The organism is Prodigiosinella aquatilis, assembly GCA_030388725.1.
In the GTDB taxonomy this organism is placed as follows: Bacteria; Pseudomonadota; Gammaproteobacteria; order Enterobacterales; family Enterobacteriaceae; genus Prodigiosinella; species Prodigiosinella aquatilis.
Window position 1 is genome coordinate 818,873 of sequence record CP128857.1, and the last position, 25,015, is coordinate 843,887.

General features: G+C 46.6%; 19 protein-coding genes and 1 pseudogene. 12 read left to right on the top strand and 8 right to left on the bottom strand.

Going from position 1 to position 25,015, the window contains the following annotated elements:
* Positions 1-13 precede the first annotated feature (13 nt).
* The 4 genes from gmd to PCO85_03930 are packed head-to-tail and all read left to right on the top strand — an operon-like array spanning position 14 to position 4,195.
* A complete protein-coding gene (gmd, locus tag PCO85_03915) occupies positions 14-1,048 on the top strand; it encodes a GDP-mannose 4,6-dehydratase (protein ID WJV54605.1) in 1,035 nt (344 codons plus the stop codon).
* Positions 1,048-1,938 carry a GDP-mannose 4,6-dehydratase gene (locus PCO85_03920; GenBank protein ID WJV54606.1) on the top strand — a complete coding sequence of 297 codons (891 nt, stop codon included), beginning with the start codon at positions 1,048-1,050 and terminating at the stop codon, positions 1,936-1,938. The genes gmd and PCO85_03920 overlap by 1 nt, the downstream gene beginning before the upstream one ends.
* Positions 1,935-3,077: a glycosyltransferase family 1 protein gene (locus PCO85_03925; GenBank protein ID WJV54607.1), complete on the top strand. Its 1,143-nt coding sequence runs from the start codon at positions 1,935-1,937 to the stop codon at positions 3,075-3,077. The genes PCO85_03920 and PCO85_03925 overlap by 4 nt, the downstream gene beginning before the upstream one ends.
* Entirely contained in the window at positions 3,077-4,195 is a 1,119-nt protein-coding gene (locus tag PCO85_03930; protein ID WJV54608.1) for a glycosyltransferase family 4 protein, read from the top strand. Before PCO85_03925 ends, PCO85_03930 begins: the two co-directional genes overlap by 1 nt.
* Positions 4,196-4,299: 104 nt before the next feature.
* Here the strand turns inward: PCO85_03930 and PCO85_03935 are convergent, their stop codons facing one another.
* From PCO85_03935 to PCO85_03955, 5 genes are read right to left on the bottom strand one after another with little or no spacing between them, the layout of a single operon-like run.
* Entirely contained in the window at positions 4,300-5,607 is a 1,308-nt protein-coding gene (locus tag PCO85_03935; GenBank protein WJV54609.1) for an ABC transporter substrate-binding protein, read from the bottom strand.
* Positions 5,600-6,679, bottom strand: a complete 1,080-nt coding sequence (locus PCO85_03940) for an ABC transporter ATP-binding protein (GenBank protein WJV55986.1) — start codon at positions 6,677-6,679, stop codon at positions 5,600-5,602. The genes PCO85_03935 and PCO85_03940 overlap by 8 nt, the downstream gene beginning before the upstream one ends.
* A gap of 5 nt (positions 6,680-6,684) precedes the next feature.
* Entirely contained in the window at positions 6,685-7,509 is an 825-nt protein-coding gene (locus PCO85_03945) for a phosphodiesterase (GenBank protein ID WJV54610.1), read from the bottom strand.
* Positions 7,510-7,520: 11 nt separating this feature from the next.
* Positions 7,521-8,414: a carbohydrate ABC transporter permease gene (locus PCO85_03950; protein ID WJV54611.1), complete on the bottom strand. Its 894-nt coding sequence runs from the start codon at positions 8,412-8,414 to the stop codon at positions 7,521-7,523.
* Positions 8,404-9,276: a sugar ABC transporter permease gene (locus tag PCO85_03955; protein ID WJV54612.1), complete on the bottom strand. Its 873-nt coding sequence runs from the start codon at positions 9,274-9,276 to the stop codon at positions 8,404-8,406. Before PCO85_03955 ends, PCO85_03950 begins: the two co-directional genes overlap by 11 nt.
* A gap of 449 nt (positions 9,277-9,725) precedes the next feature.
* On the opposite strand from PCO85_03955, the gene lpxP reads away from it, so the two are divergent.
* The 3 genes and pseudogenes from lpxP to PCO85_03970 all read left to right on the top strand — a co-directional run bounded on the left by lpxP (position 9,726) and on the right by PCO85_03970 (position 14,903).
* Positions 9,726-10,649 carry a kdo(2)-lipid IV(A) palmitoleoyltransferase gene (gene lpxP / locus PCO85_03960; protein ID WJV54613.1) on the top strand — a complete coding sequence of 308 codons (924 nt, stop codon included), beginning with the start codon at positions 9,726-9,728 and terminating at the stop codon, positions 10,647-10,649.
* 819 nt (positions 10,650-11,468) lie between these two features.
* A pseudogene (locus PCO85_03965) lies at positions 11,469-12,835 on the top strand (NCS2 family permease).
* A gap of 421 nt (positions 12,836-13,256) precedes the next feature.
* Positions 13,257-14,903: a Na+/H+ antiporter gene (locus tag PCO85_03970; protein ID WJV54614.1), complete on the top strand. Its 1,647-nt coding sequence runs from the start codon at positions 13,257-13,259 to the stop codon at positions 14,901-14,903.
* Between the two features lie 99 nt (positions 14,904-15,002).
* On the opposite strand, the gene acs is transcribed toward PCO85_03970, so the two are convergent.
* On the bottom strand, positions 15,003-16,961 hold the full coding sequence (gene acs, locus PCO85_03975; protein WJV54615.1) for an acetate--CoA ligase: 1,959 nt from the start codon (positions 16,959-16,961) through the stop codon (positions 15,003-15,005).
* 766 nt (positions 16,962-17,727) lie between these two features.
* Between acs and PCO85_03980 the strand changes: the two genes are divergently transcribed.
* The 4 genes from PCO85_03980 (at position 17,728) to PCO85_03995 (ending at position 21,189) form a co-directional block, all read left to right on the top strand.
* The gene (locus tag PCO85_03980; protein ID WJV54616.1) at positions 17,728-18,123 is read left to right on the top strand and encodes a transcriptional regulator; all 396 of its coding nucleotides are present in this window, start codon (positions 17,728-17,730) and stop codon (positions 18,121-18,123) included.
* Positions 18,124-18,951: 828 nt separating this feature from the next.
* Complete coding sequence (locus tag PCO85_03985) at positions 18,952-19,311, top strand: VOC family protein (protein ID WJV54617.1); 360 nt, start codon at positions 18,952-18,954, stop codon at positions 19,309-19,311.
* An 86-nt stretch (positions 19,312-19,397) separates the two neighbouring features.
* Positions 19,398-19,895 (top strand): GrpB family protein, encoded by a 498-nt coding sequence (locus tag PCO85_03990; protein ID WJV54618.1) that lies wholly within the window; start codon positions 19,398-19,400, stop codon positions 19,893-19,895.
* Between the two features lie 283 nt (positions 19,896-20,178).
* Positions 20,179-21,189, top strand: a complete 1,011-nt coding sequence (locus PCO85_03995; protein WJV54619.1) for an AI-2E family transporter — start codon at positions 20,179-20,181, stop codon at positions 21,187-21,189.
* A gap of 77 nt (positions 21,190-21,266) precedes the next feature.
* Here the strand turns inward: PCO85_03995 and PCO85_04000 are convergent, their stop codons facing one another.
* Positions 21,267-22,793: an MFS transporter gene (locus tag PCO85_04000; protein ID WJV54620.1), complete on the bottom strand. Its 1,527-nt coding sequence runs from the start codon at positions 22,791-22,793 to the stop codon at positions 21,267-21,269.
* Positions 22,794-23,234: 441 nt separating this feature from the next.
* Between PCO85_04000 and PCO85_04005 the strand changes: the two genes are divergently transcribed.
* A complete protein-coding gene (locus tag PCO85_04005) occupies positions 23,235-23,444 on the top strand; it encodes a helix-turn-helix transcriptional regulator (GenBank protein ID WJV54621.1) in 210 nt (69 codons plus the stop codon).
* Positions 23,445-23,502: 58 nt separating this feature from the next.
* Here PCO85_04005 and PCO85_04010 read toward each other — a convergent pair whose 3' ends face one another.
* Positions 23,503-24,981: a fructuronate reductase gene (locus tag PCO85_04010; protein ID WJV54622.1), complete on the bottom strand. Its 1,479-nt coding sequence runs from the start codon at positions 24,979-24,981 to the stop codon at positions 23,503-23,505.
* Positions 24,982-25,015 lie beyond the last annotated feature (34 nt).

A 25,015-nucleotide genomic window follows, 5' to 3' on the forward strand; every position in this document is an offset into this window, starting at 1 on the left:
TAAGGAATCATTGATGACTTCGGTAATTGTTACGGGTATTACTGGTCAAGATGGCGCTTACCTGGCCGAGTTATTGCTGAACAAGGGCTATACGGTATATGGCACATATCGCCGCACCAGCTCCGTTAACTTTTGGCGTCTCGAAGAGCTGGGCATTGATAAACATCCGAATTTTCATGTGGTTGAATACGATTTAACCGATATGTCCGCCAGTATCCGTTTGCTACAGAACACAAAGGCGACAGAAGTCTACAATCTTGCGGCACAAAGTTTTGTTGGCGTTTCTTTTGAACAACCTGTAACCACTGCTGAAATTACCGGTATTGGTGTTTTGAACTTGCTTGAAGCTATTCGTATTGTTAATCCAAAGATCCGCTTCTATCAGGCATCGACATCCGAGATGTTTGGTAAGGTTCAGGCTATTCCGCAAACTGAAAACACGCCTTTCTACCCACGTAGTCCTTATGGTGTAGCCAAATTGTATGCTCACTGGATGACCATAAACTACCGCGAAAGTTACAATATTTTTGCTTGTAGCGGCATCCTGTTCAATCATGAGTCTCCACTGCGTGGTCGGGAGTTTGTAACGCGCAAGATCACTGATTCAGTTGCCAAAATCAAATTGGGCAAACTAGATGTGCTGGAATTAGGAAATCTTGACGCTAAGCGTGATTGGGGTTTTGCTAAGGAGTATGTTGAGGGTATGTGGCGGATGCTGCAGGCTGATACTCCAGATACCTACGTTCTGGCGACTAACCGTACCGAGAGTGTGCGTGATTTTGTGACCATGGCTTTTAAAGCAGGTGGTTTTACGCTGAAGTTTGAAGGGGCATCAGAGAATGAGGTCGGGATTGATACGACTACTGGAAAGGTCTTGGTGCGAGTGAATCCGAAGTTTTATCGTCCATCAGAGGTGGAGTTACTGATTGGTAACCCTGCCTATGCTCAAAAGAAATTGGGTTGGGAACCTAAAACTACATTGGAAGAACTCTGCCAGATGATGGTGAGCGCAGACCTTCGTCGTAATGAAGCAGGATTCTCTTTCTGATGGCTGAACAACGCATTCTGATCACTGGCATTAATGGGTTTACCGGCCGTTATATGGCGGACGAAATGTCATCAGCAGGGTATCGTATCTTTGGGTTGGGAACACAACCTTCATCCGAGGCCGATTTTTTCCAGGTTGATCTGGCTGACCAGGTCGGGCTACAGGACACCATTGATCACATCCAACCGGATGTGATTATCCATTTGGCTGCATTGGCCTTTATCGGCCATGGTAATGCCAATGATTACTATCAGGTGAATGTAATTGGCACACATAATCTGCTCGAATGCCTGGTTAAAACGACTAAAAAGCCTCAGTCAGTTCTGATTGCCAGCAGTGCTAATGTTTATGGTAACCGTTCGGAAGGAATGCTGGCTGAGTCTGCTCAGCCGGATCCTGCCAATGACTATGCCGTCAGCAAGTTATCTATGGAATTTATGGCCCATCTGTGGATGGATCGCCTACCGATCGTCATCACCCGGCCTTTCAATTACACAGGGATTGGCCAGACGAATGACTTTCTGCTACCTAAGATAGTCGATCACTTTAAGCGTAAAGCCCAGATTCTTGAACTGGGGAACCTGGATGTCTGGCGAGATTTTAGTGATGTACGTGCCTTGGTTCAGGCATATCGTCGTTTGATTGAAAATGGTGTCGCTGGCAAGGTGGTCAATGTCTGTTCCGGCCAGATGCACAGTCTGCGTGAAGTGATTGCTCTCTGTGAGTCGATTACTGGTTATCATATAGGTATTAGTGTGAATTCTGCTTGGGTTCGGACAAATGAGGTCAAAACGCTATGCGGTGATGCTACCTTGCTTCGTTCGTTGATTGGTGAATGGCAGACGCCGAAACTTGAAGAAACACTCCGTTGGATGTTGGAATCGGAGTGAGGATTATATTATCAGTTGAAACAATTCGGTTTCCTTTAACGGGTATTGGCCGTTACACATGGGAGCTTGCATCTGCTCTAATGCAGGCTCCCCAACTTTCTGACCTCAAGTTCTTCGCTGGTAATCGTTTTCTCTCAGAGCTACCTGTGGTTCAAGAGAGAGCCGGGCTGCAGCACGGTATGAAACAGTGGGTACAGAAAAGCTATTTTGCTACCGAGGTTTACCGGGTTCTACTGCCTTTGCTAAAGCGCATTGCATTGAAGCAATATGGTGATTACCTCTATCATGGTCCAAATTTTTTTTTACCGCCATTTCCGGGTAAAAAGATCGCCACCTTCCATGACTTATCTCCATTTACCTGGACGGAATGCAACACATCGCAGCGAATTCGTTTTATGCAGAAAGAGCTCATAAAAACAATTAGTTGTGCTGATGCGTTGATCACGGACTCTGATTATGTACGTCAGGAGGTTGCAGATTACTTCAACTGGCCTATTGAGTATATTCATGCCGTTCCGTTGGCCTGTTCTGCTGATTTTCACCCTCGCACTGCAGATGAGTGCCTTCCTGTATTGAACAAGTATCAATTGAAATACCAGCAATATTTACTCTATGTCGGTACCATTGAACCACGTAAGAATCTCGTGGCATTATTGGATGCCTATTCCAGACTTTCTCTTAATTGTCGGCGCCTAATTCCTTTGATCCTGACGGGATATAAGGGGTGGCATAATGAAGATATCATGCACCGGATTGAAGTTGCAGAGAGAGAAGGATGGGTTCGTTATCTTGGTTATTTGCCTGCCAGAGAGCTACCTGTGTTGTTTGCTGGTGCACGAGTGTTTTGTTTCCCGTCTTTATATGAAGGATTCGGTTTACCAGTACTTGAAGCAATGGCTTCTGGTATCCCTGTAGTCTGCTCGGATTCATCTTCTTTACCCGAAGTAATTGGAGATATAGGATTAATGTGCAAACCGGATGATGTAGACAGTATGACAGATTTGTTGGCTCAGGCTATTGAGGATGAGCCGTGGCGAAGTAGTAGTATCACCCGTGGGTTGCGACGTGCTGGCGCGTTTTCATGGCAACGTTGTACTGAACAGACAATTGCTGTTTATGAGAAAGTTGTTAACAGCTAATGAGAATTCTTCATTTCTTCAAAACTTATTATCCCGACGCTTATGGTGGGATTCAGCAAGTCATTTATCAACTTGCTGAAGGCTCTTGTAAACGGGGAGCTGAAGTGGATGTTCTTGCGTTGAGTCCTAATGGGTCTTCACAAAATAGGCTCAATGGCAATCATCATGTCTATACATCCCGTCAAGATCTATATGTAGCATCAACGGGATTTTCTCTCTCGGCAATCAATGATTTTCGTCGCCTTGCCGAGAAGGCTGATTTGATACATTACCATTTCCCATGGCCTTACATGGATTTGGTTCACTTTCTGGTTCGTCCCCGTAAACCGACAATTGTGAGCTACCATGCTGATATTGTTAAACAAAAAAACTTGTTACGCATTTATCGACCGTTGATGTATCACTTCCTGAATAGCGTTGATGCTGTTGTTGCATCGTCGCCGAATTATATGCGAACCAGCCCAGTCTTACAGTCACTTAAAAGAACACCTGATGTGATTCCTTATGGTTTGGAGCCAAGTTTCTATACGAAAGCATCTTTTTCCCAACTTGAGAAATGGCGCAATCAATTTGGTGGCCGTTTTTTCCTTTTTATTGGTTTTTTACGCTATTACAAAGGGTTGTCCTATTTACTTCAGGCGATGGCCGGACTGGATTATCCTCTGATTATTATAGGTGAAGGGCCCTACGAAAAGGAGCTCAAAGCTCAGGCAGCTGCTTTGGGGCTTAAGCAGACTCACTTTATCGGCCCAGTTACGGATGAAGATAAGTGCGCATTGCTTGAGCTTTGCTATGGGGTGGTTTTCCCTTCACATCTCCGCGCTGAAGCATATGGCATGACATTGCTGGAAGCTGCCATGTATGGAAGACCAATGATTTCCTGCGAAATTGGTACTGCTACAACATTTGTTAATGAACCCAATGTCACTGGGTTAGCCGTTGCACCAGCAGATGTCCAGGATTTGAGGCAGGCATTGATTCGTCTTTGGTCCAACCCTGACATGGCCCAGGATATGGGGAAAAGTGCACAACTTCGATTTTATGAGCATTTTACTGCTACCAAAATGGTAGACAGTTATATGAGTATCTATGAACGTTTGATTGCGAAATATAATTGAGCTTCCCTGAATTAATCGTGATAAAAGTAAATGGTTCTCTTTGCTGAAAGACTTATACGCTACCGAATGAATCCAGCCCCACTCGCGTGGGGCTGATGCATTGATTATTTCACGGTGTCTAGCGTGGTCTGGTCAACATAAGGTTTCATAATTGCATCCGCTTCTTGCTGTGCGGTTTTGACTGCGGCTTCAGGCGTCACTTTTGCATCATTGACCACTGCGGCCAACTGGTTTTCCATCGCTTTGCGTACCGCTACGGTTTCGTAGGTGGCGTACCAAGGATGTGCGTATTTCAGCTGTTCCAACGCAATGACCGCACGAGGGTCGTTCGCCAGATAAGCCTTCATTTCTGGTGTGCCATAAGAAGCTTTGCGCGGTGAGAAATAGCCGGTGAAGCGGCTCCAACTGCCGTTGATCTTCGGGCTAACCAGATATTTCAGGAACGTGTAAGCGGCTTTTTTCTGATCTTCCGATATGCCTCTAAAGCTGACCAGACTGGCACCGCCAATCGTTACAGCTCGTTGTACTTTTGCTGGCAGCATCGCGACACCCAGCTCAAAGCCTTTGGTGTTTTCCCGCATAAATCCCAGTGCTCCGGTACTTAGCATCGTCATACCCAGCTTACCGGAGAAAAACGCCGCGCTGATTTGCTTGGAGTTCAGTACGCCAGCTGGCATTACGTTGTCCTTGTAAATCAGGTCCTGCCAGAAGCGCAATGCACCGATAGTCGTTGGGGAGTTGTAATACACTTCGCCAGGATAGTTTTCGTTATAGTAATTACCGCCATTGGCGCGTACCAGAGCAGAGAAAATCCAGCCGCCGTAATCGTCGTTAGTGGACGGTAACATAATGCCCCATTGACCTTTGCTCTTATCGGTCAGTTTTTTGGCATCTGCCAGCAATTCCTGCCAATTTTGCGGTGGCTGATGAATGCCGGCCTGCGCAAACATGGTTTTGTTGTAGTAGAGGATCGGTGTGGAATTCTGGAATGGGATAGCGTAGGTCACGCCCATTACCTGCGCATTTTTATGCATCGCGGGCCAAAACTCGTTCATCAGGAAGGGTGTAGCTTTCTGATCGCCATATTTGAACAGTTCATCCATCGGCAGAATTTCTTTCTTCAGCGCCAGATCGGTGGTGAAGTTGGCAGACATAATCACTAATGCAGGAGGCTGGCCGGCTTTAGTGGCTGCTTCCGCTTTCATCTTTGTGGTGTCGTAATTGCCGGTGAAGATACCGCGTACTTTCACGCTGTCTTGTGAGCTGTTGAAGTCTTTAATGATCCGTGTCATTTCCATGGTCAGCTTGCCATCTACTGGTGCTGGAAACATGAAATCAATATCTTGTTTTGCTAACGCCGCGCCAGAGAACGTTATGGCGACGCTGAGCGTTAGTGCCTGTAACTTATGCATGGGGGATCTCCTGGTATAAATTATGCCGGGTTTCGGCATTAAAAAGATGAACATCCAAGGGTGAAAATCCGAGACAGACTGTTTCGCCGGTGATCGGAGCTGTTCCGCGATTTTTGCGGTAATAGCGCAATAGGCCGATAGGCGTATTAACGTGTAGCAGATACTCGGCACCCAGCAGTTCCCGCTGTATTACGGTGCCGGTAAGCTGTAGAGCGTGCTCTTCTGCGTTGGGGGCGTCGGTGATATGTTCTGGTCGTACGCCAAAGAAGACGTTTTGTATTTGTGTCGCATGGGAAGGTAACGGCATGGTGCATTTATCCACCAACACGTTGCCATCATTGCAGGGTAGTTCAAATACATTCATTGCTGGAGTACCGATAAACCGCGCGACAAACAGATTGGCCGGATAGGTGTAAAGCTGCTCCGGCGTACCAATCTGTTGCAGTTTACCGCCATCCATCACGGCGATACGATCAGCCATCGACATGGCTTCCGTCTGGTCGTGGGTAACGTACACCGTGCTGGTTTTCAACTGTTGATGCAGTGCCATAATGCCGTCCCGGACTTCGGTGCGCAGTCGGGCATCCAGGTTGGAGAGCGGTTCATCCATTAAGAACAGGCGTGGATTACGCACGATGGCACGGGCCATCGCCACTCGTTGACGCTGGCCGCCGGAAAGTTTGGCCGGTTTACGATCCAGCAGCGTATCCAGTTGCAGTAACCGAGTGACTTTTTCTACTTGCGGTTGATAGATGGCCTTGGGTTCTTTACGCATCCGCATGCCAAAAGTGATGTTCTCTTTTACTGTCAAATGTGGGAACAGCGCATAATTCTGAAAGATCATCGCGAAATTGCGCTCGCGGGGCGAAAGCGCGGTGATGTTCTCACCGTTTAGCCAGATTTCCCCATCACTGACGTTTTCTAACCCTGCCAACAGTCGCAGCAGCGTGCTTTTACCACAGCCCGAGGGGCCAACCAGTACTAAAAATTCACCGTCGGCAATATCCAGAGATAATGACTGTAACGCGGGTTTGCCGTCGAAATACTTATTGATGTTATTCAGTCGCAACATTGACATCACTGTTCATCCACCGGGTAGCTGATGGTTTCATTGTAGAGCCATGGGCCTGCATAGTGCGCCAGAGAATGGAGGTAACTCACCAGATGGTTGTCGACCAGCCGATGCATCAGACAGGCTGGTGGTGACATGTTGTAGTAAGGACGTTTATCTTCATGGAAATAAGGCACTTGATGCACTGTTCCAGGCAGGGTGGCGATGATTGCCTGGCGATACTGGGTCATGATCAGACAATGATTGTGACCGCAAAAAATACGGACCAGTGAGGGAAAACGTTCCACCAATTCCAGCAGTCGATAGCCGTTTTCACAGGCGATGGGGTCCATTTGTGCCGAACCCAGTGCGATGGGTGGATGGTGCATAAACACGGCTGTTGGCTTATCGCCGCTGGTACTGAGTTGTGTTTCCAGCCATGCCAATGTCTCTTCCGTCAGCCAGCCCTTTGAGGTACCGGTCCGGCTGGAGTCGATAAACAGCAGACGCATTGGATAGTCGTCTATCGCGTAGCGCATATTCTCCGGATCGTTACCCAATTGCGGACAAAGCGGGTGCAGATATTCCAGAAAATGTGTTTTATCGTCATGGTTACCGGGGATGATATACAGCGGGTAGCGCAGGTATCCCAGTATCTGGCGCGCTACCTGATATTCTGCCGGGTGGCCGCAATTAACGATATCGCCGCTGATCACTACTGCATCCGGGCGTTCAGTTAATGCATTCAACTGGGACATGACATCAGCATTGCTGGCGTTGATGTCAATAAACCCGTACAGATTTTGCCCTTGGCTGCGAAAATGGGTATCGGATATATGGGCTAACAGCATGACTTACTCCTTCATTTAATCCCTGAAAAACCAAAACTTCTTAAAAACTGCTTTTGAAAAAGAATGAACGCCAACATTAGCGGCAGACATACCATCAATGTCCCCGCACTGATTACTCCCCACTGTCCACCGGATTCTGCGCCCATGGCGAAGGAGACCAGCCCGACAGTCAGTACCTGCTTATCTGGGTCATTGAGCATCATCAGCGGCCATAAATACTCATTCCAGTGGTAGGTGATGCTGACTGTGGCGAACGCCAGAATGGAAGGCCATGACATCGGTAGCAGCACACGAAATACCACTTGCCACCAACGGCAGCCCTCCATCAGCGCGGCCTCTTCTATCTCTTTGGGAATATTCATGAATGCCTGACGCATTAGGAATACACCAAATGCGGAGGTGAAATAGGGCATCATCACGCCGGTTAGTGTATTGAGCAGCCCAAACTGTTTCAGGGTCATCATGTTGGGTACGATCATCACTACCGGCATAATCATCAATTGCACCAGAAACAGCGTGAACAGCGTCTGTTTGCCGCGAAATTCATGGCAGGCAAACACATAACCGGCCGTGGTAATGGTCAGTAGCTGAACGGAAAAGGTGCCGAGGGCAAAAAACAGCGTATTGGCATACAGACTTAACCAGTTGGCGCTTTGCCAGGCATCGCGGAAGTTGTCCAGCGTCAATGGTAAACGCGGTAGTAGTGATGCCATGTCGATACTAAAAGTGCTGGCGCTGAAGGCGGATGACAACATCCAGATAAATGGACTTATCCATAGAAATGCGGAGCAAATCAGTAAGGTACTCAGTGTCACACTGTTGAGGCTGCGTACTCGCAACCACGTGGGAAGAGATGTGACTGCGTGGGCTGAACGGGAAGCGGATGGAGAGATCTCAACGCTCATAATGGGCCCCTTTATTAAGCACTTTCAGATTAATCATCGAAAAGAGGAACAACGCGACCAGCGTAAGGAAGGTGGCGGCGGAGGCTTTACCAAGGTCGTGAGTGTCCCAGGCCAGATTCTGGATGTAGTACAGCAGCACGGTAGTGGCGTTATCCGGCCCGCCGTGAGTCATCACTACCACATGATCTATCTGGGTAATGGAGTAGATAAGCGCGGTGGTAATCACAAAACTGAGCGTGGGACGCAGTAATGGCAGCGTAACATTGAAGAAAATCTGTATCGGCGAAGCGCCTTCCATCATGGCGGCCTCTCGGGTAGAGGGGGGGATGCCTTGCAGTCCGGCCAGAAAGAACAGCATGTAATAGCCCGCGAATTTCCATACACCAATCACGCTCAGCGCAATTAGCGCACTGTGACTCATGCCGAGATAGTTGTTATTCATCGGGCCAAACAGTTTGGCCAGGTAGTAATCCAGCAACCCCATGCCTGGCATAAAAATGAATAACCATAAGGCGGCGGCGCTGACCATTGGAATAATCATTGGAAAAAAGAAAGCCGTACGTAACCAACGGTTAACTGTGGAGTTTTCCCTCAATGCTACGGCCAGTAGCAACGCCAGTATTACGCCGGGTATCACCGTCATCAGGATGTACAGCGCATTATTCAGCAGTGCGCGCCAGAATACCGGGTCGTTCATCAAGCGGATGTAATTACCTAAACCGACAAAGGGTGGCGAGTTTTCTGTCATGCGGGTGTCGTAAAGACTATCGAAAACCGACCGTAGTAACGGGAAATAGGTAAACAAGAACAGGAAGAGCAGAGAAGGCGACAAAATTAGCCAAGGTAACCATTTACTACGCATGGTGTATTCATTCTTTCTGTAAAATAAAAAGAGTGGCTCATCCTGAGCAGTAAATGCTGCAAGAACATTGCAAATGGGTGACGGTTTTGTGATGACACCCTATTGACTACGTTATCTATCTAATAAATTTCAAGATTGAGAAAGTGAACGGAGGTGCCATAAAGTGATGCGTAAGTTCGGTGGTGTGGTCCTGAACTTAACTGAGGCCATGTTGTCTATATTACGGACATTTAATTATTACCCGAGTGTGATATAGCTTTTATTTATAATCATTCAAACAGCCACATCGGGTAATATGGTGTTGTTCGTTTGTCTGGCGCTGAGTCTTTTACACGACCATTCATTAATCATTTTCGGTTTGTTATCCAGGGATATGCCTCTAACCAACGAAAAATAATTCATTCTGCCAGCACTGTTGTTTGGTTTTGGCTGCACACAAGACGATATTCATGAGCACTCCACAAAAATTTACGAAATCATTACTTCATCCACGTTATTGGCTGGTTTGGTTTGGCCTTGGCGTGTTGTTTTTGCTGGTTCAGTTACCTTATCCGCTACTGATGCGTTTCGGCAGCAGTGTTGGCAGATTTTCTCGTTTTTTTCTTAAACGCCGAGAAGTTATCGCCAGACGTAATCTGGAACTCTGCTTCCCGCAGATGCCTGTTGAGCAACGGAATTCGATATTGATAGCCAATTTTGCGTCATTGGGTATGGCGCTGATAGAAACGGGTATGGCCTGGTTTTGGTCTGATCGTCGGGTACGGACATGGTTTGATGTCCGTGGGTTGGAAAATTTACAGCATGCGGGTCGGGGTCATAAAGGCGTGATGATCATCGGTATCCATTTTATGTCGCTGGAATTGGGGGGGCGGGCGATGGGGTTATGCCAACCAATGATGGCGATGTATCGTCCGCATAATAATAAGGTAATGGAGCTGGTGCAGACCTGGGGGCGTTCTCGCTCTAATAAAGCGATGATTGATCGTAAAGATCTACGTGGCATGGTTCGGGCTCTAAAACAGGGCGAAGCCGTGTGGTTCGCGCCGGATCAGGACTATGGCCCTAAAGGCAGTGTATTTGCGCCATTCTTTGCGGTGAAACGCGCAGCCACGACCAGTGGAACCTTTACCATCAGCCGTCTGGCAAGACCTGCCATGATCACTACCGTGTTAATTCGTAAAGAGAATGGTCGGGGATATTACTTGGTGATTCAGCCAGAATTGCAGGATTATCCATACGATGATGAACAACTGGCGGCCTGTTACATTAATCGGGTGATTGAACAGGAAATTTTACGGGCACCAGAACAGTATCTTTGGCTTCATCGCCGTTTTAAAACGCGCCCGGCTGGCGAAGTTTCTTTGTATGCCTGAATAAAGTGGTAGCGTAGCAGTAGGTTTCTATTGTGAATGTCAGGCAAAAAAATGGCCGCCTTTTGGCAGCCATTTTAAGCAGGTGAATGTTAGTGATTAACGAAAGATAGCGTATGGGTTGACACCGCGATAGGTCTTGCCCAACGCTTTTAATAATTTATTGATTTCACGGACAATATTCATATGTCGTACCCACACGTAATCTTAAAATTAGCTGTTGAAAGTACCGAAGCTTACGGTGATGTTTTCAAACATAGCGATAATTCTGTTCAGCAGTTTCATTTTCGTCTTCCTCAGTTTGGTTAATTTTTTTGTGATGCTGTTCACGGTTTTAAAGATACACCTCGTCAAAATAACGGTCAACTTTTTTGTGATATGAATCACAAAAAGCAAACATACAGTTTGTTGTCACTAAACCCATGTTTCAATTTCCTCCATCATTCTGATTTTCTCACGCTACACTTCATCACAGGTCGATAAAAAGATGTGCCTGTTCAATATGGATAACATTTACGTGATTTCATCATTTCCCTGGGTAATTTAACGATAACGACGGCGAAATAGTGGTGAATAGCAGTTGAAATCGACGTCATGAAGGCAGGATAATCGTTCGCTTCAAATTACCTGGCAGAATTCAGCAGTTTGGCAATGTCCAAGGTAATCGTTTGCGTAGTGGGTTGCTGAGGCCTTGTGTTTTGTTTGTATCTGGCAAGGGCAAATGAAACGGTGTGGTTTCAGCCGAAAACTGACTCAAAGCCTATTCCGGTAGCCTTATTGGAATAGGCTTTTAATAATGATGACATTTCAGGGGATACCACCATGTCCAATACGACTCATCAGGCTGACGATGCGGCCCGTCCGCATGGCGCGCTTGATGCTTTTTTAAAATCACACCGCGTGGAAGTAGTGTCCGTCAGGAAATCCTGGCGGGCTTAACGACATTTCTGGCGATGGTCTATTCCGTGATCGTCGTTCCAGGTATGTTGGGGAAGGCTGGTTTCCCACCAGCAGCCGTTTTCGTTGCCACTTGTCTGGTCGCCGGTTTCGGTTCATTACTGATGGGCTTGTGGGCAAATTTGCCGATGGCTATCGGTTGTGCCATTTCTCTGACGGCATTTACCGCATTCAGTCTGGTGATGGGGCAGCATATTAGTGTACCGGTCGCATTGGGCGCCATTTTTATGATGGGCGTACTGTTTACAGTGATCTCTGCTACCGGTATTCGCTCCTGGATTTTACGTAACTTACCATTAGGCGTGGCACATGGTACGGGGATTGGTATCGGTCTGTTCTTGTTGATCATCGCGGCTAACGGTATTGGCCTGGTGGTGAAGAATCCGATTGATGGTTTGCCAGTCGCGCTGGGCCATTTCACGGCGTTTCCGGTTATTATGTCGCTGGTTGGTCTGGCAGCGATCATCGGCCTGGAAAAACGCCGTGTACCGGGCGGTATCCTGATTGTGATTGTCACCATTTCCATTATCGGCCTGATCTTTGATCCGAATGTGACATATCAGGGGCTGTTTGCTCTTCCGAGTCTGACTGGTGCGAATGGTCAGTCATTGATCTTTGGCCTGGATATTATGGGGGCCTTGCAGCCAGTTGTTCTGCCAAGCGTTTTGGCACTGGTGATGACCGCTGTCTTTGATGCTACCGGTACTATCCGGGCCGTTGCGGGGCAGGCTAATTTGTTGGACAAAGACGGTCAGATCATCAGTGGCGGTCGCGCACTGACCGCAGACTCCGTGAGCAGTATTTTTGCCAGCCTGGTGGGGACCTCTCCGGCAGCCGTTTATATCGAGTCGGCAGCGGGTACGGCGGCAGGTGGTAAAACCGGCTTGACTGCTACGGTGGTTGGTGTCCTGTTTCTGTTTATGCTGTTTCTGTCGCCGCTTTCTTATCTGGTTCCGTCCTATGCTACGGCCCCGGCGTTAATGTATGTCGGCTTACTGATGCTGAGCAATGTATCCAAACTGAATTTCGATGACTTTGTGGATGCCATGTCTGGCCTGGTGTGTGCGGTATTTATCGTACTGACCTGTAACATTGTCACCGGCATTATGTTGGGCTTTGGTTCGTTGGTGTTGGGACGTCTGTTCGCTGGTGAATGGCGTAAGCTGAACATAGGAACGGTAATTATTGCCATTGCGCTGGTGGTGTTCTATGCAGGTGGCTGGGCGTTGTAAATCTTTAGCTGCCGTAAACTGAAGGGGAACTGTGCTCCCCTCAGACCGTTGACAAATCTACGTATAGCGTCAGAACGGTGATAATGAGGGAGAGGAGTAAAGCACCCGCGCCAGGGATGGCGCGGCTTGAGCTTACCGGGGAGGTATTTGCAGCGTCTTTACGATCTCTCATTATCACCGCTATATAGACTTTATTATTAAACTCAGTATTCCCCTTTTTTATCCTTGTCTCTGATATTTTTACCTTCATTTCCTTTCTATTGTGTCACATGTTGTTATTATTTTTTCACCGGCACAAGCCAAGGTGGTTCTCTCGCCTGCGGATGTTGATGGTTGCTGGATCGGCCATCGTTACAGGACATGTCGCGTTGAGGAATCGGTGAGGACATCCTCGATGTAACAGCAATGAATCAGGGAAAGTATGGAAATCTTTTTTACCATTCTGATATTGATGCTGGTGGTATCGCTGTCTGGCGTTGTTACTCGTATCATGCCGTTTCAGATACCCATTCCATTAATGCAAATCGCGCTGGGAGCCATGCTGGCCTGGTCGCAATTCGGTCTACATGTCGACTTTAACCCAGAATTATTCATGGTGTTATTTATCCCCCCGCTGTTGTTTGCTGATGGCTGGAAAACACCGACACGAGAATTTCTGCGCCATATGCGGGAAATTTTAGGGCTGGCGCTGGTACTGGTGCTGATTACCGTGGTGGGCATGGGATACCTTATTCACTGGATGATCCCGGGAATGCCATTGGTGGCTGCTTTTGCACTGGCGGCGGTGCTTTCTCCCACGGATGCGGTAGCGCTGTCTGGTATCGTGGGAGAAGACCGGATACCGAAAAAACTGATGAGTATTTTGCAGGGTGAAGCATTGATGAATGATGCTTCTGCACTGGTTTCACTGAAGTTTGCAGTAGCGATAGCCCTGGGAACTATGGTGTTTAGTGTTTCCGGCATTACGCTGGCTTTTTTGCTGGTGGCGCTGGGAGGATTATTGGCCGGTATTGTTGTGACCTGGGTTTACAGTAAATCGCTACGCTTGCTCAGCCGCTGGAGTGATGATGACGCGGCAACCCAAATTGTCTTGCTGCTATTGCTCCCTTTTGCTGCTTATATGATTGCTGAACATCTTGGTGTATCTGGCATTCTGGCTGCTGTTGCATCAGGGATGACCATCAGCCAATCTGGTATTATTCGCAACGCCCCTCTGAACATGCGGTTACGCGCCAATGGTGTATGGTCGATGCTGGAATTCGTTTTTAACGGTATGGTGTTTTTGATGCTAGGGCTACAGTTACCCGGCGTGTTGGAAGATTCGATGTTACAGGCAAGCCGTGACCCTACTATCGAAACCTGGATGTTATTTGCCGATATTGCGGTTATCTATTTTGCGTTACTGCTGTTGCGCTTTTGCTGGTTATGGCTGATGAAAACCTATAGTCAGAAGATCCAGGATAAGCACCCGATGCTATTTGCCGAGTTTTCGACCCGTGAACTGTGGATCTCTTCTTTTGCCGGTGTGCGTGGCGCTATTACGTTGGCTGGTGTGTTATCCATTCCATTGGTGCTGATAAATGGTGCAGCTTTTCCATCGCGTTATCAATTAGTGTTCATTGCGACTGGTGTTATTTTGCTGTCATTGTTTTGCGGGGTCGTGGCGCTACCTATGTTATTAAAAGGTATAGTGTTGACGGACAAGAGCACACATAAAAAAGAGGAGCGAATGGCCCGTATTTCGATGGCTGAAGTGGCTATCGATAGTCTGCATAAGATGGAAGAGCGTCTGGCGATGGACCGGGATGAGAATATTGATGAGCAGGTGTTGAAAGAGGTGAGTACCCGCGTCATAGGGATGTTACGCCGTCGGGTGGTGGGCAAGGATGAGTTGGAAAACAGCTTGATGATTGAGAATCTGGAACGACGTTTTCGGTTGGCGGCGGTAAATGCGGAGCGTGCCGAGCTTTATCATCTACGTGCGACTCAGCAAATCAGTAATGAAACATTGCAAAGCATGCTACGGGAGCTGGATTTACTGGAAGCCGTGCTAAGTGAAAAAGTGTAGTTGTCGCAGAAAAACCGCAGGGTATCCAGTCCTATGGTGAGAGAGACCGGTTACTTTACACCAGACAGTCCAAGCTGCCTGGTGTAAAGCGGACAGAGGCTAAGAAGGAATATTCATCGTCTGTTTTTCTTCCAGCAATTTATCTACAACGCCAGGATCGGCGAGTGTAGAGATATCTCCCAGATTGCTGGTATCCCCGGCAGCGATCTTGCGTAGGATACGCCGCATAATCTTGCCGGAACGGGTTTTAGGTAAAGAGTCGGTCCAGTGTAGAATATCAGGTGTCGCAATCGGGCCAATCTCTTTACGTACCCAGTTGCGCACTTCGGTATACAGCTCGCTGGTCGGCTCTTCACCGTGATTCAACGTGATATAGGCATAAATAGCCTGCCCCTTGAGATGGTGTGGAATACCAACGACGGCGGCTTCGGCTATTTTGGGATGAGACACTAATGCAGATTCGATTTCAGCAGTTCCCAGGCGATGCCCGGATACGTTCAATACATCATCCACTCGGCCAGTGATCCAGTAATAACCATCTTCGTCGCGGCGCGCGCCATCACCACTGAAGTACATTCCTTTGAACGTGGAGAAATACGTCTGTTCAAAGCGGTCGTGATCACCAAATAAAGTACGGGCCTGACCAGGCCAGGAGTCGGTGATGACCAGATTGCCTTCACAAGCCCCATCCTGAAGATTTCCGAGGTTATCGACCAGCGCAGGTTGTACACCAAAGAACGGCAGGGTTGCTGAACCAGCTTTGAGTTCGGTGGCGCCAGGCAACGGTGTGATCATGAAACCACCTGTTTCGGTTTGCCACCAAGTATCCACGATCGGGCATTTCGCATTACCAATTTTGTTGAAATACCATTCCCAGGCTTCCGGGTTGATGGGTTCGCCGACGGATCCCATGATTTTCAGCGATGTCCGGGAGGTGCCCTGAATCGCTTTGTCTCCATCCGCCATCAATGCACGGATGGCTGTCGGTGCGGTGTAAAGAATATTGACCTGATGTTTATCAATTACCTGTGCCATACGGCTGGAATCTGGCCAATTGGGAACCCCTTCAAACATCAGCGTAATGGCGCCACAGGCCAGCGGACCATAGACCAAATAACTGTGACCGGTGATCCAGCCGACATCGGCAGTACACCAGTAGATGTCTCCAGGATGATAATCAAAGACATATTTAAAGGTGGTAGCCGCATAAACCAGATAACCACCGGTAGTATGCAGGACGCCTTTGGGTTTGCCGGTCGAGCCAGAGGTATAAAGGATAAACAGTGGATCTTCCGCGTTCATTTCTTCCGGTGGGCAATGATCAGCGGCCAGTTCCATCAGATCGTGCCACCACAGATCTCGTCCGGTTTTCCACTCACCTTGTTTTCCGGTACGGCGGAAAACGATTACGTTGGAAACACTGTTCACGGCGGGATTTTTTAGTGCTTCATCAATATTTTTCTTCAGCGGAATTGCACGCCCGGCGCGAATCCCTTCATCAGCGGTGATAACCAGTTTCGCACTGGAGTCAATAATACGCCCGGCAATAGATTCAGGTGAAAAACCACCAAAAATAACGGAATGGACGGCACCAATACGAGCGCAGGCCAGCATGGCGACGGCAGCTTCAGGTACCATCGGCATGTAAATAGCGATCACGTCGCCTTTTTTTATTCCCTGCGCTTTCAGAACATTAGCAAAGCGGCAGACGGATTGGTGTAGTTCCCGGTAAGTGACCTTTTTACTTTCTTTAGCGTCATCACCCTCCCAGATGATGGCAGTTTGATCGCCACGTGTTTCCAGGTGACGATCAAGACAGTTGGCGGCAACATTCAAGGTACCGTCTTCAAACCAACCAATATGGATGTGGCCGGGATCGAATGATGTGTTTTTGACCTGTTGATATGGCTTCATCCAATCAACGATCTTCCCCTGTTCTCGCCAAAAGGCGGCAGGATCCTGGATAGATTCCTGGTACATCTTTTTATATTGATCGGCTGTTATTAACGTATCTTTCGCGATGTTAACGGGTATGGGGTGCTTATTCTGTTGGCTCATAGTGCTCTCCTTAAACCTGTTAATAATATGTCAACCAATAGTTAATAGTAGTGTGCCATCGGCATTTGTTTCTTTTCTGCGCGATAGATCACGCATTATTGGAACGCCATGATGAGGTTGCTATTTAAGGGGGCTCTGGTTTTTAAACACCAGGTGTTGGGATTGATAACAAGTATTGATAGTATGTGATATCTATCACACTTTTAGGTATTGCAAAAACTATTTACTTGATCATGAGGCAAGTAATGTCCAATCTGACACTTTCAATTGCTTATAACTATTATTAATGAATATTTGATCGGACTATGCGATCAAATGGCGCAAAAATCATGCTTATTCAGTCGATAACCTCGAGGAAGAAGACGGTATAGTGCGGTTGGATCGAAAGTTGATCCTATACAGACTGTATTATACAGCCATTTGCCAGTTTCTTCTTTTGAATAAAAAATAGACTGAAAAGTAGTAAATAGGTTTGATTATTTAATGATGTGTTGATGTGGATAATCAAAACCAATAATGACTCGACGGTAATATTATTCGTCTATTTATAATAAACAGGTCAGTAACCAATAATGTTGAACAATTTTCATTATTTATATAATTCAACTAGTTGGTTATTATTCCTGAACGGTTTGGCTATTTTTGCATCAATCGGATTTCCCCGATCTGGTTAGTTTAAGAACTATCATCATGTGGCTCTTGAGCTATGGCTTACTCACACCTACTCAGATGGACAGCTTTTACACAGCATGAAGCAGAGGAAATAATGAGTCTGATATTTGGGCAGAACGAAATCATAAACATGTTAAGTACCGCCCCAGCGCACAATGACAGGCGCGCTGTTGCAGTAATTGATGAAAAATGCAAGGTGATCTACGCCAATTCTGCATTTAATGCGCATTTTGGCCTACGCTCCGTGCCTAATACTCCAGTATCTATTGACGAGGTATTGCCGGTTAACGTGAAATTTGCATATCAGGATTTCATAACCAACAGTGATGTACTTAGCACTCGCGTGGTTTGGGATTTATTATCAGATGGTTTTTCTAAAAAGAACCAGGGTACGCTTTCTTTCTCTAAATTGAATGTGGAAAATCGGGTATTATCCTTAGTGATTTTGAATCAAGAAAATACTGACACTACATCACACCTCGCTTCTTAAGCGTTTTTATTGCATAAAACAATGAATGGCAGCCTTAACTGAACATTTTTGCGCCTATCAGCAGTGCTGCCATTTTTTTGACCAGCAATAATCACTCATTTTATTACATTTTTATTTCAATTGGCTTTATCGATACGTTTCGATGGTGGTGTTTTTATAATTAAAAATTCTATCTATAGAATAAGAAAATTAATTAATGAGAGTAGCAAAATTTATCTTTACGCATGTGTTATGAGTAATGTTATGAATATTGCCAATCTTTTTAGAATAATCATCATAGATAATGAATTGTTAAATTTACATGCATAGTCTGTATTAGTAATACTTATCGTGACCTTTATACTCGTCGTTGTTAATTCAGATTTGGTCTTTTAACCCGTATATCCACTAACTATTATTGCTGCCTGGTAGGTTTCAGATCACCCCATTTCGTTTCAACATTTGGCAGGTTTGTCCGAGAATTCAGTTTTCTGACCGATTCTAGTTGAAACTGCTCAACGACAGGGACGATAAAGGTCAGATTGTGGTCTCGTTAGGTGATAAAATGTTCAGTAATCGTCGACTTTGCTTTGGGTACAAACACCTATACAGTTCGTTCATCTATATATGTGGTCCCAATGGATGAGAAGTCGGGGTTTAAGGAATCCGAGGCTGCGGTAAGTAAAGATGGAATTGGATTTCAGCCAATAGTGTTGGAACGCTAAATGCTAACAAGTCGCTCAAACATTTTTTCGGTTACAAAAGACGCATCCTTTACTGGGCCCGCTAACGCTTGTCGTTTAGCGGAGTGTTATATGTTTATCTGGAAAATCAGACGGAGCAGTGAACATGAATCAGCATGAAAAACTTAATTACGTAGAATTTGCTGCTAAAGATTTAGACGCAACAAAATCATTCTTTACCACTGTTTTCGGCTGGGACTTTGTTGACTATGGGCCGGAATATACTGCTTTTGCTAATCAAGGTTTAGACGGTGGTTTTTATAAATCTGACGCTTGTAGCCAAACAACAACTGGCGGAGCACTTCTTATTTTTTATAGTGCTGACATCGAGGCAACATTAAGCAACGTGCTGAAAAATGGTGGTGAAGTTATCCGTCCAATATTTGCGTTTCCTGGCGGCTGCCGTTTTCATTTTCTTGAGCCAAGTGGTAATGAGTTTGCGGTGTGGTCTGAAGCTCGCGTATAACAAGCGCAAGCAACGGCCCAATCTCCCGCAGTCGCTGCAAATTGCCCGCTGAGTTAGGTGTTATGTCTCTTGATCAGGATAGGTTTATGGTTAATAAACCAATTACAAATCAGATTGTTGACTATGACATTGCATGGCCTGAAGTGTATAAGAAAGAGGCTGCTTTCCTCTTAGCCTGTTTTTGTGATGTTTCTATTCATCATGTTGGGAGCACGTCAATCAAGGAAATGCCAGCTAAACCCGAGATCGATATCCTTATCATTATTCCAGAGAAATCAGATTATCAAAATAAAATTGAGTGTCTTGGATATACAAGAGGGCGTGATTTATCTGCTGGCCATCAATTTTATAAGAAGGAAAAAGCGGGCGTCAGAACGTATAAATTGTATTTATGTCATGCAGGACATCCTGATATCCAGAAAATGTTAATCTTCAAACAACACCTTGAACATCATGAAAGTGACTTTAAGGCTTATGGCGAACTCAAAAGAAAACTTGTTGCTAGAGGAATGAGTATGGCTGACTACTTACGCCAGAAAGAGCCTTTCATAAGCGGTATACTGTCAAAATATCTGAAGACATAACAAACAATTCAAGCGGACTGTCAACGCGTGGCGTTCCTGGCTCCATTGGGGTCATACTTTCAGAGAGCTACAAGAATGTTTTGCTCAACTATCCAAATGAGCTGTTTGGCACAAAAGCCGAAGACTTTGGGTCGCTAAATGATGTCGACGTCATGATCTAAGAAAATAGTCATGCACGTAGCAATGGTTATTTTGGCGAGGCGTGGCCTGAATATTACTTAATCAGCCAAAATGGTTGTGGCGACGATTATGTTATCAATCACCAGAAATACAGGATGTCATCATGCAGTTGTTGAATTTAAGGCAGGCCAGATTATTAAGCATTGGCTTTATCATGAGCGGATTATTGCTTTTGATTGTGTTACGCCTGCTGGCTTGTTTTGTCGCAGGTTTTCTGGTGTATGAAATCATCAATCTGCTAACGCCGTATTTTCAGAAAGTTATCAGCGGTAAGCGCGCACGGTTGGTGGTGGTGGCGGTGATTAGTACGGTAGTGGTTAGCCTGCTGTGTGTAGTTTTTGGTACGCTGGTGGGATTGTTGATGCAGGAAATGAAAGATACCAGCGTATTTAATGAGCGTATTGCATTTATTTTGCACGACGTGCAAAAGCAATTCATGACTTATTTACCTGGATACTTACCGGTAAGTATTGACGAATTACAGCGTGAGTTTCTGTCCTGGCTGCAAAAGCATGTCGTGATATTGCAGAATCTGGGTAAGGATTTCTTGCATGGATTTGTCACCATGTTGATCGGTATGATCCTGGGCGCGATCATTTCTCTGTATAACGTTGAACCAGACGTTGAAAAACCGTTACTGAAAACAGAGTTACTACACCGTGTGGCGCTGTTGTCCGCATCATTTCGAAATATTGTGTTTGCGCAGGTAAAAATATCGCTGGTGAATACCACCCTGTCTGCCGTTTTTATCCTGGGTATTTTCCCCGGATTTGGTGTTCATTTACCGTTTGCCAAAACACTGGTGATATTGACGTTTATATTTGGTTTGCTGCCGGTGATCGGCAATTTGATTTCCAATTCCGTGGTGTTCATTGCGGCATTGTCCATTTCAGTGCCGGTGTCGTTGGTGGCACTGGTTTATCTGATGTTGATTCACAAGCTGGAGTATTTTCTTAACGCTAAAATTGTGGGTACCCGAATTAAAGCCCATGCCTGGGAAATACTATTGGCGATGCTGGTTTTTGAAGCCGCTTTCGGGATATCCGGTGTGATTGCCGCGCCGATATACTATGCCTATCTGAAAAGTGAGCTGAAAGAAGCGGCTCTGATCTGAATGCGGTGGGTGAAGAGGCGTTTCCAAAACATTCAGCCCGGCAAATCCCCGGGCTGGAACAAGTGACTTACATCATGTTAGCGGGATGAAATTGCGACAATCGGTTCTTTTACTTCTGGTTGCACCCCGAGCGGGTTGTTACCCCAACACTGTTCATATTTCCAACCAGTCAGTTCTTCTGCAACCACTCGCGCTTCGGCAGGAATATCGGCAATAGCGCCACCGGCTTTGATTCGGGCGATTTCTTCCAACAGGATAGCGTGGTTTTTACGATCCAGCTTCATTTGGGTGGTGTAGTAAATGGCGATGATGGCCAGACCCGTCACGCCCAGAGAGAACACCCCGATAATGGCTAAAACCGCACTTTCCGGTTGAGTTGACTGACCGGAAACAAACCCGAATTGACTCAATGTCCACCCCATGACAAATACGATAACGGAGCGAATCATTTTACCGGCGAATGTCATGGCACCAGCATAGATACCCTCACGGCGACGCCCCGTCAGGACTTCATCCACGTCAGCCAGGAAGGTGTATACCGTCCAGGGAATATAGTATATCCCCCCGGTGCTCAGGCCAAATACGGCGGTGATACCGAACAGTACGGCAATGGTCGCGGTGTGAGACCAATTGGCAAAATAGAGCGCGGCATATGCTATTACACAAACAATAACCACGGTTAGCGCCAGGCGGAACGGCCGTGCGAAGCCCATTTTGACACAGATACCAATAAAGGCTGCGGTGGAAATCAACTGCATAATAGAGCTGAAGCTGGAGAGCTGGGAAACCAGCGCTGTGTTTTGCTTCAGACCGAAAACGATAAAATAAGTGAAGGCAGAAGCGAACAGCCACTCAGCGCCGAACCCAAACAAGTACATGCCCATATGTTTACGGAAAATACGCAGGCGGAAGGTCGATGCCATATCCACACTGAGTTTTTTCAGCGCGTTCCATAGGCTGGTGGTGTTTTCATGCACGATTTCGCTGATAGGCCGTTCCCAGGATGTCAGATAGAGTGAAATCATTGCGGCACACATGATGGCACCATACACCAGACCGGTGTAGAAGAAGGGGGTGGCGGAGTCCTTGCCATAAATAAGAATAAATTGACCTGGAATAAATGCGCCCAGAAAGTTGGCCACTTTGCCAAAAATGGCTTTAGAACCTGTTAGTTTAGACCGCATTTTAAAATCACTGGTCATTTCGGTGGCCAGCGTTTCATAAGGCACCATGATTGAGGTGTAAATTAGCTCAAACAGGACATAGGTAGCCAGGTAATACCAAAAGCCGAAACCATGCATCCACAGCATGGGATAGACTAATACCAACGGAATGCCTAGCAGAATAAAGAAACGACGACGGCCAAACATCCGGCCGAGTCGGGTGTTGTAGAAATTGTCACTGATGTAACCCATTACCGGGTTACTGATAGCATCAATAATACTGGCAACAGAGAAAATTGACGCCGCCTGTACTAATGTCAGATCACAAAATGTGGTGTAAAAGTACAGTAGCCAGGCACCACTGATGGCTAAGGCACCACTGCCCAGCAGGTTAGCACTGCCGTAACAGAATGTGTGCTTAAAAGAGATAGGTTTACTCATGATCAATCTGCCTACATTTATGAAACATTATTTCATTTTAAATGAACTTATGTTCCTATAATTTGCTCTCCGATTGATAAAGTAAACTAACCATCACGGTTCGGGTGGTTTTTAATAGTATTTTGTCAGAGAGATCATGAAATAAGATTTTTTAATTGGATCTGATAAAAAGTGAATAAAAATATATAATTGTACTAATTAACATTAATATTTTATCGCTATACAGTAAGTTTGTTGTTTTTTAACCAGCATGATGCCGTTATGAAAAAATAAGTGTTAGCGCGGAGGTGTTCGTGAGCGCGGAGGATGAGCGTTGTCGCTATTGTAACAACTGAAGTGAATCAGGGGAGTGAAAACAGGTTGTATTGCTATTTACTCTCCTGCAATGAGAAAACCATCTTCATTGCACTTCCATGATTAACGCCATAATCAGGATGGTTTATGTCAATCATTATTAGGCTGGATGTGTTATTGGCACAAAAGAAAATGAAGTCACGGGAGCTGGCTTGCTTAATCGGGATTACGGAACAAAATCTGTCGCTGTTAAAATCAGGGAAGGTGAGAAGTATCCGTTTTGATACGTTGCAGAAAATATGTGCTGCATTGTCGTGCCAACCGGGTGATTTATTGGAATACCGACCGGATGAATAAGGGGCTACGAATCAATATCCCCGCCGGAACGGGGGATTATCAATAGTTGTACTGTGGTTTATTTCAGCAGGTCGGCAACGGCAGATTTAGCTCCGTGATCCCGTAGCGCCAGATAAGCCTGCGTGACGGCAGTGACAAAGGTGTTGTTGACGGGCAAATCATCGCCGAATACGCTTTTCAGCGACAATAATCCGCGTACCCGTTCGATGTCATCAGCCGTTGTGTTGACAATATTCCGTAGCGTCTCAATCAATGGGTCGCGGACATCTATTGTCTGTCCTGCATCATCTGTACCACTGACATAGCGCATCCAACCGGCGATGCCCAGAATCAGGCAACGGCAATCGCTGTTGTGCTCGATGTGCCAGCGCAGCGAGGCCAGCATACGTTGTGGTAGTTTCTGGGTACCATCCATAGCAATCTGCCAGGTACGGTGTTTCAGCGCTGGGTTGGAGAAGCGGGTAACCAGTTGATCAGCATAAGTAACAAGATCCCGGTCTTTCAGTCGCAGTGTGGGCTCCTGCTCTTTTAGCATCAGGTGGTAAACTGCCTGACGATAGTGCTCATCTTCCATGCAATCATTGATATGCTCATAGCCTGCCAGATAACCCAGATAGGCGAGAAAAGAGTGGCTACCATTGAGCATTCTTAGCTTCATTTCTTCAAACGGCAGGACATCATCGACCAACTGTGCCCCGGCAATGTTCCAGTCTGGTCGGCCAGCGACGAAATTATCTTCGATCACCCACTGAATAAAAGGTTCGCAGGCTATCCCGCATGGATCTGCCACGCCCAGTGCGTCGGTAATCTGCTGCAAGGTTTCCGGTGTGGCGGCGGGTACGATGCGGTCTACCATGGTATTGGGAAACGTGACCTGACTGTCAATCCACTCTGCCAGCGCGGCGTCCCGTATCCGGGCTGATTCCATTACCGCTTTTTTGGCGATTTTGCCGTTCTCCGGCACGTTATCGCAGGAAAGTACGGAAAAAGGTGCGATACCGCGTTCATGACGCAGTCGTAACGCCTCGGCCAGCAGGCCGGGTACGGAAGACGGGTGCAGAGGATCGGCCAGATCCTGCTGTATCAATGGGTTATTTTGATCCAACATACCGCTGGAGCCATCCATGCAGTAGCCTTTTTCGGTGATGGTCAGGGAGACAATCGCCACCTCCGGATCTGCCAGTTGTGCCAGAATAGCCGGAATACCTTCCACGCGGGCGTGTAGGGATTTGCATACGGATCCGATAATAATGGCGTGATTTCCGGTGGCGTCTTTTTCCAGCACAGTGAATAAATGATCCTGCTGGCGTAATGATGTGATCATCGTATCGTTACTGAACAACACGATTTCACAAATCCCCCAATCGCCACCCTGCTGATTTAGCACTCGGTTGGTCAACAGTGCCTGGTGTGCACGATGAAAGGCACCAAAACCGATATGAACAATGCGGGGTTTCAACGCATTGCGGTCATAGTGCGGCTGCTGAACGGTAGCTGGCAAGGAAACGGTAGAAAGGTTTTGGGTGATATTGGACATTATCGGCGATTCCGAAATGGAAAAAGAGATTAAC

Bases quoted from the DNA above. Each gene is read 5' to 3' on its own strand.
- gmd (WJV54605.1), top strand. From the start codon at position 14: ATGACTTCGGTAATTGTTACGGGTATTACTGGTCAAGATGGCGCTTAC.
- PCO85_03920 (WJV54606.1), top strand. From the start codon at position 1,048: ATGGCTGAACAACGCATTCTGATCACTGGCATTAATGGGTTTACCGGC.
- PCO85_03930 (WJV54608.1), top strand. From the start codon at position 3,077: ATGAGAATTCTTCATTTCTTCAAAACTTATTATCCCGACGCTTATGGT.
- PCO85_03935 (WJV54609.1), bottom strand. From the start codon at position 5,607: ATGCATAAGTTACAGGCACTAACGCTCAGCGTCGCCATAACGTTCTCT.
- PCO85_03940 (WJV55986.1), bottom strand. From the start codon at position 6,679: ATGTTGCGACTGAATAACATCAATAAGTATTTCGACGGCAAACCCGCG.
- PCO85_03945 (WJV54610.1), bottom strand. From the start codon at position 7,509: ATGCTGTTAGCCCATATATCCGATACCCATTTTCGCAGCCAAGGGCAA.
- PCO85_03950 (WJV54611.1), bottom strand. From the start codon at position 8,414: ATGAGCGTTGAGATCTCTCCATCCGCTTCCCGTTCAGCCCACGCAGTC.
- PCO85_03955 (WJV54612.1), bottom strand. From the start codon at position 9,276: ATGCGTAGTAAATGGTTACCTTGGCTAATTTTGTCGCCTTCTCTGCTC.
- lpxP (WJV54613.1), top strand. From the start codon at position 9,726: ATGAGCACTCCACAAAAATTTACGAAATCATTACTTCATCCACGTTAT.
- PCO85_03970 (WJV54614.1), top strand. From the start codon at position 13,257: ATGGAAATCTTTTTTACCATTCTGATATTGATGCTGGTGGTATCGCTG.
- acs (WJV54615.1), bottom strand. From the start codon at position 16,961: ATGAGCCAACAGAATAAGCACCCCATACCCGTTAACATCGCGAAAGAT.
- PCO85_03980 (WJV54616.1), top strand. From the start codon at position 17,728: ATGAGTCTGATATTTGGGCAGAACGAAATCATAAACATGTTAAGTACC.
- PCO85_03985 (WJV54617.1), top strand. From the start codon at position 18,952: ATGAATCAGCATGAAAAACTTAATTACGTAGAATTTGCTGCTAAAGAT.
- PCO85_03990 (WJV54618.1), top strand. From the start codon at position 19,398: ATGGTTAATAAACCAATTACAAATCAGATTGTTGACTATGACATTGCA.
- PCO85_03995 (WJV54619.1), top strand. From the start codon at position 20,179: ATGCAGTTGTTGAATTTAAGGCAGGCCAGATTATTAAGCATTGGCTTT.
- PCO85_04000 (WJV54620.1), bottom strand. From the start codon at position 22,793: ATGAGTAAACCTATCTCTTTTAAGCACACATTCTGTTACGGCAGTGCT.
- PCO85_04005 (WJV54621.1), top strand. From the start codon at position 23,235: ATGTCAATCATTATTAGGCTGGATGTGTTATTGGCACAAAAGAAAATG.
- PCO85_04010 (WJV54622.1), bottom strand. From the start codon at position 24,981: ATGTCCAATATCACCCAAAACCTTTCTACCGTTTCCTTGCCAGCTACC.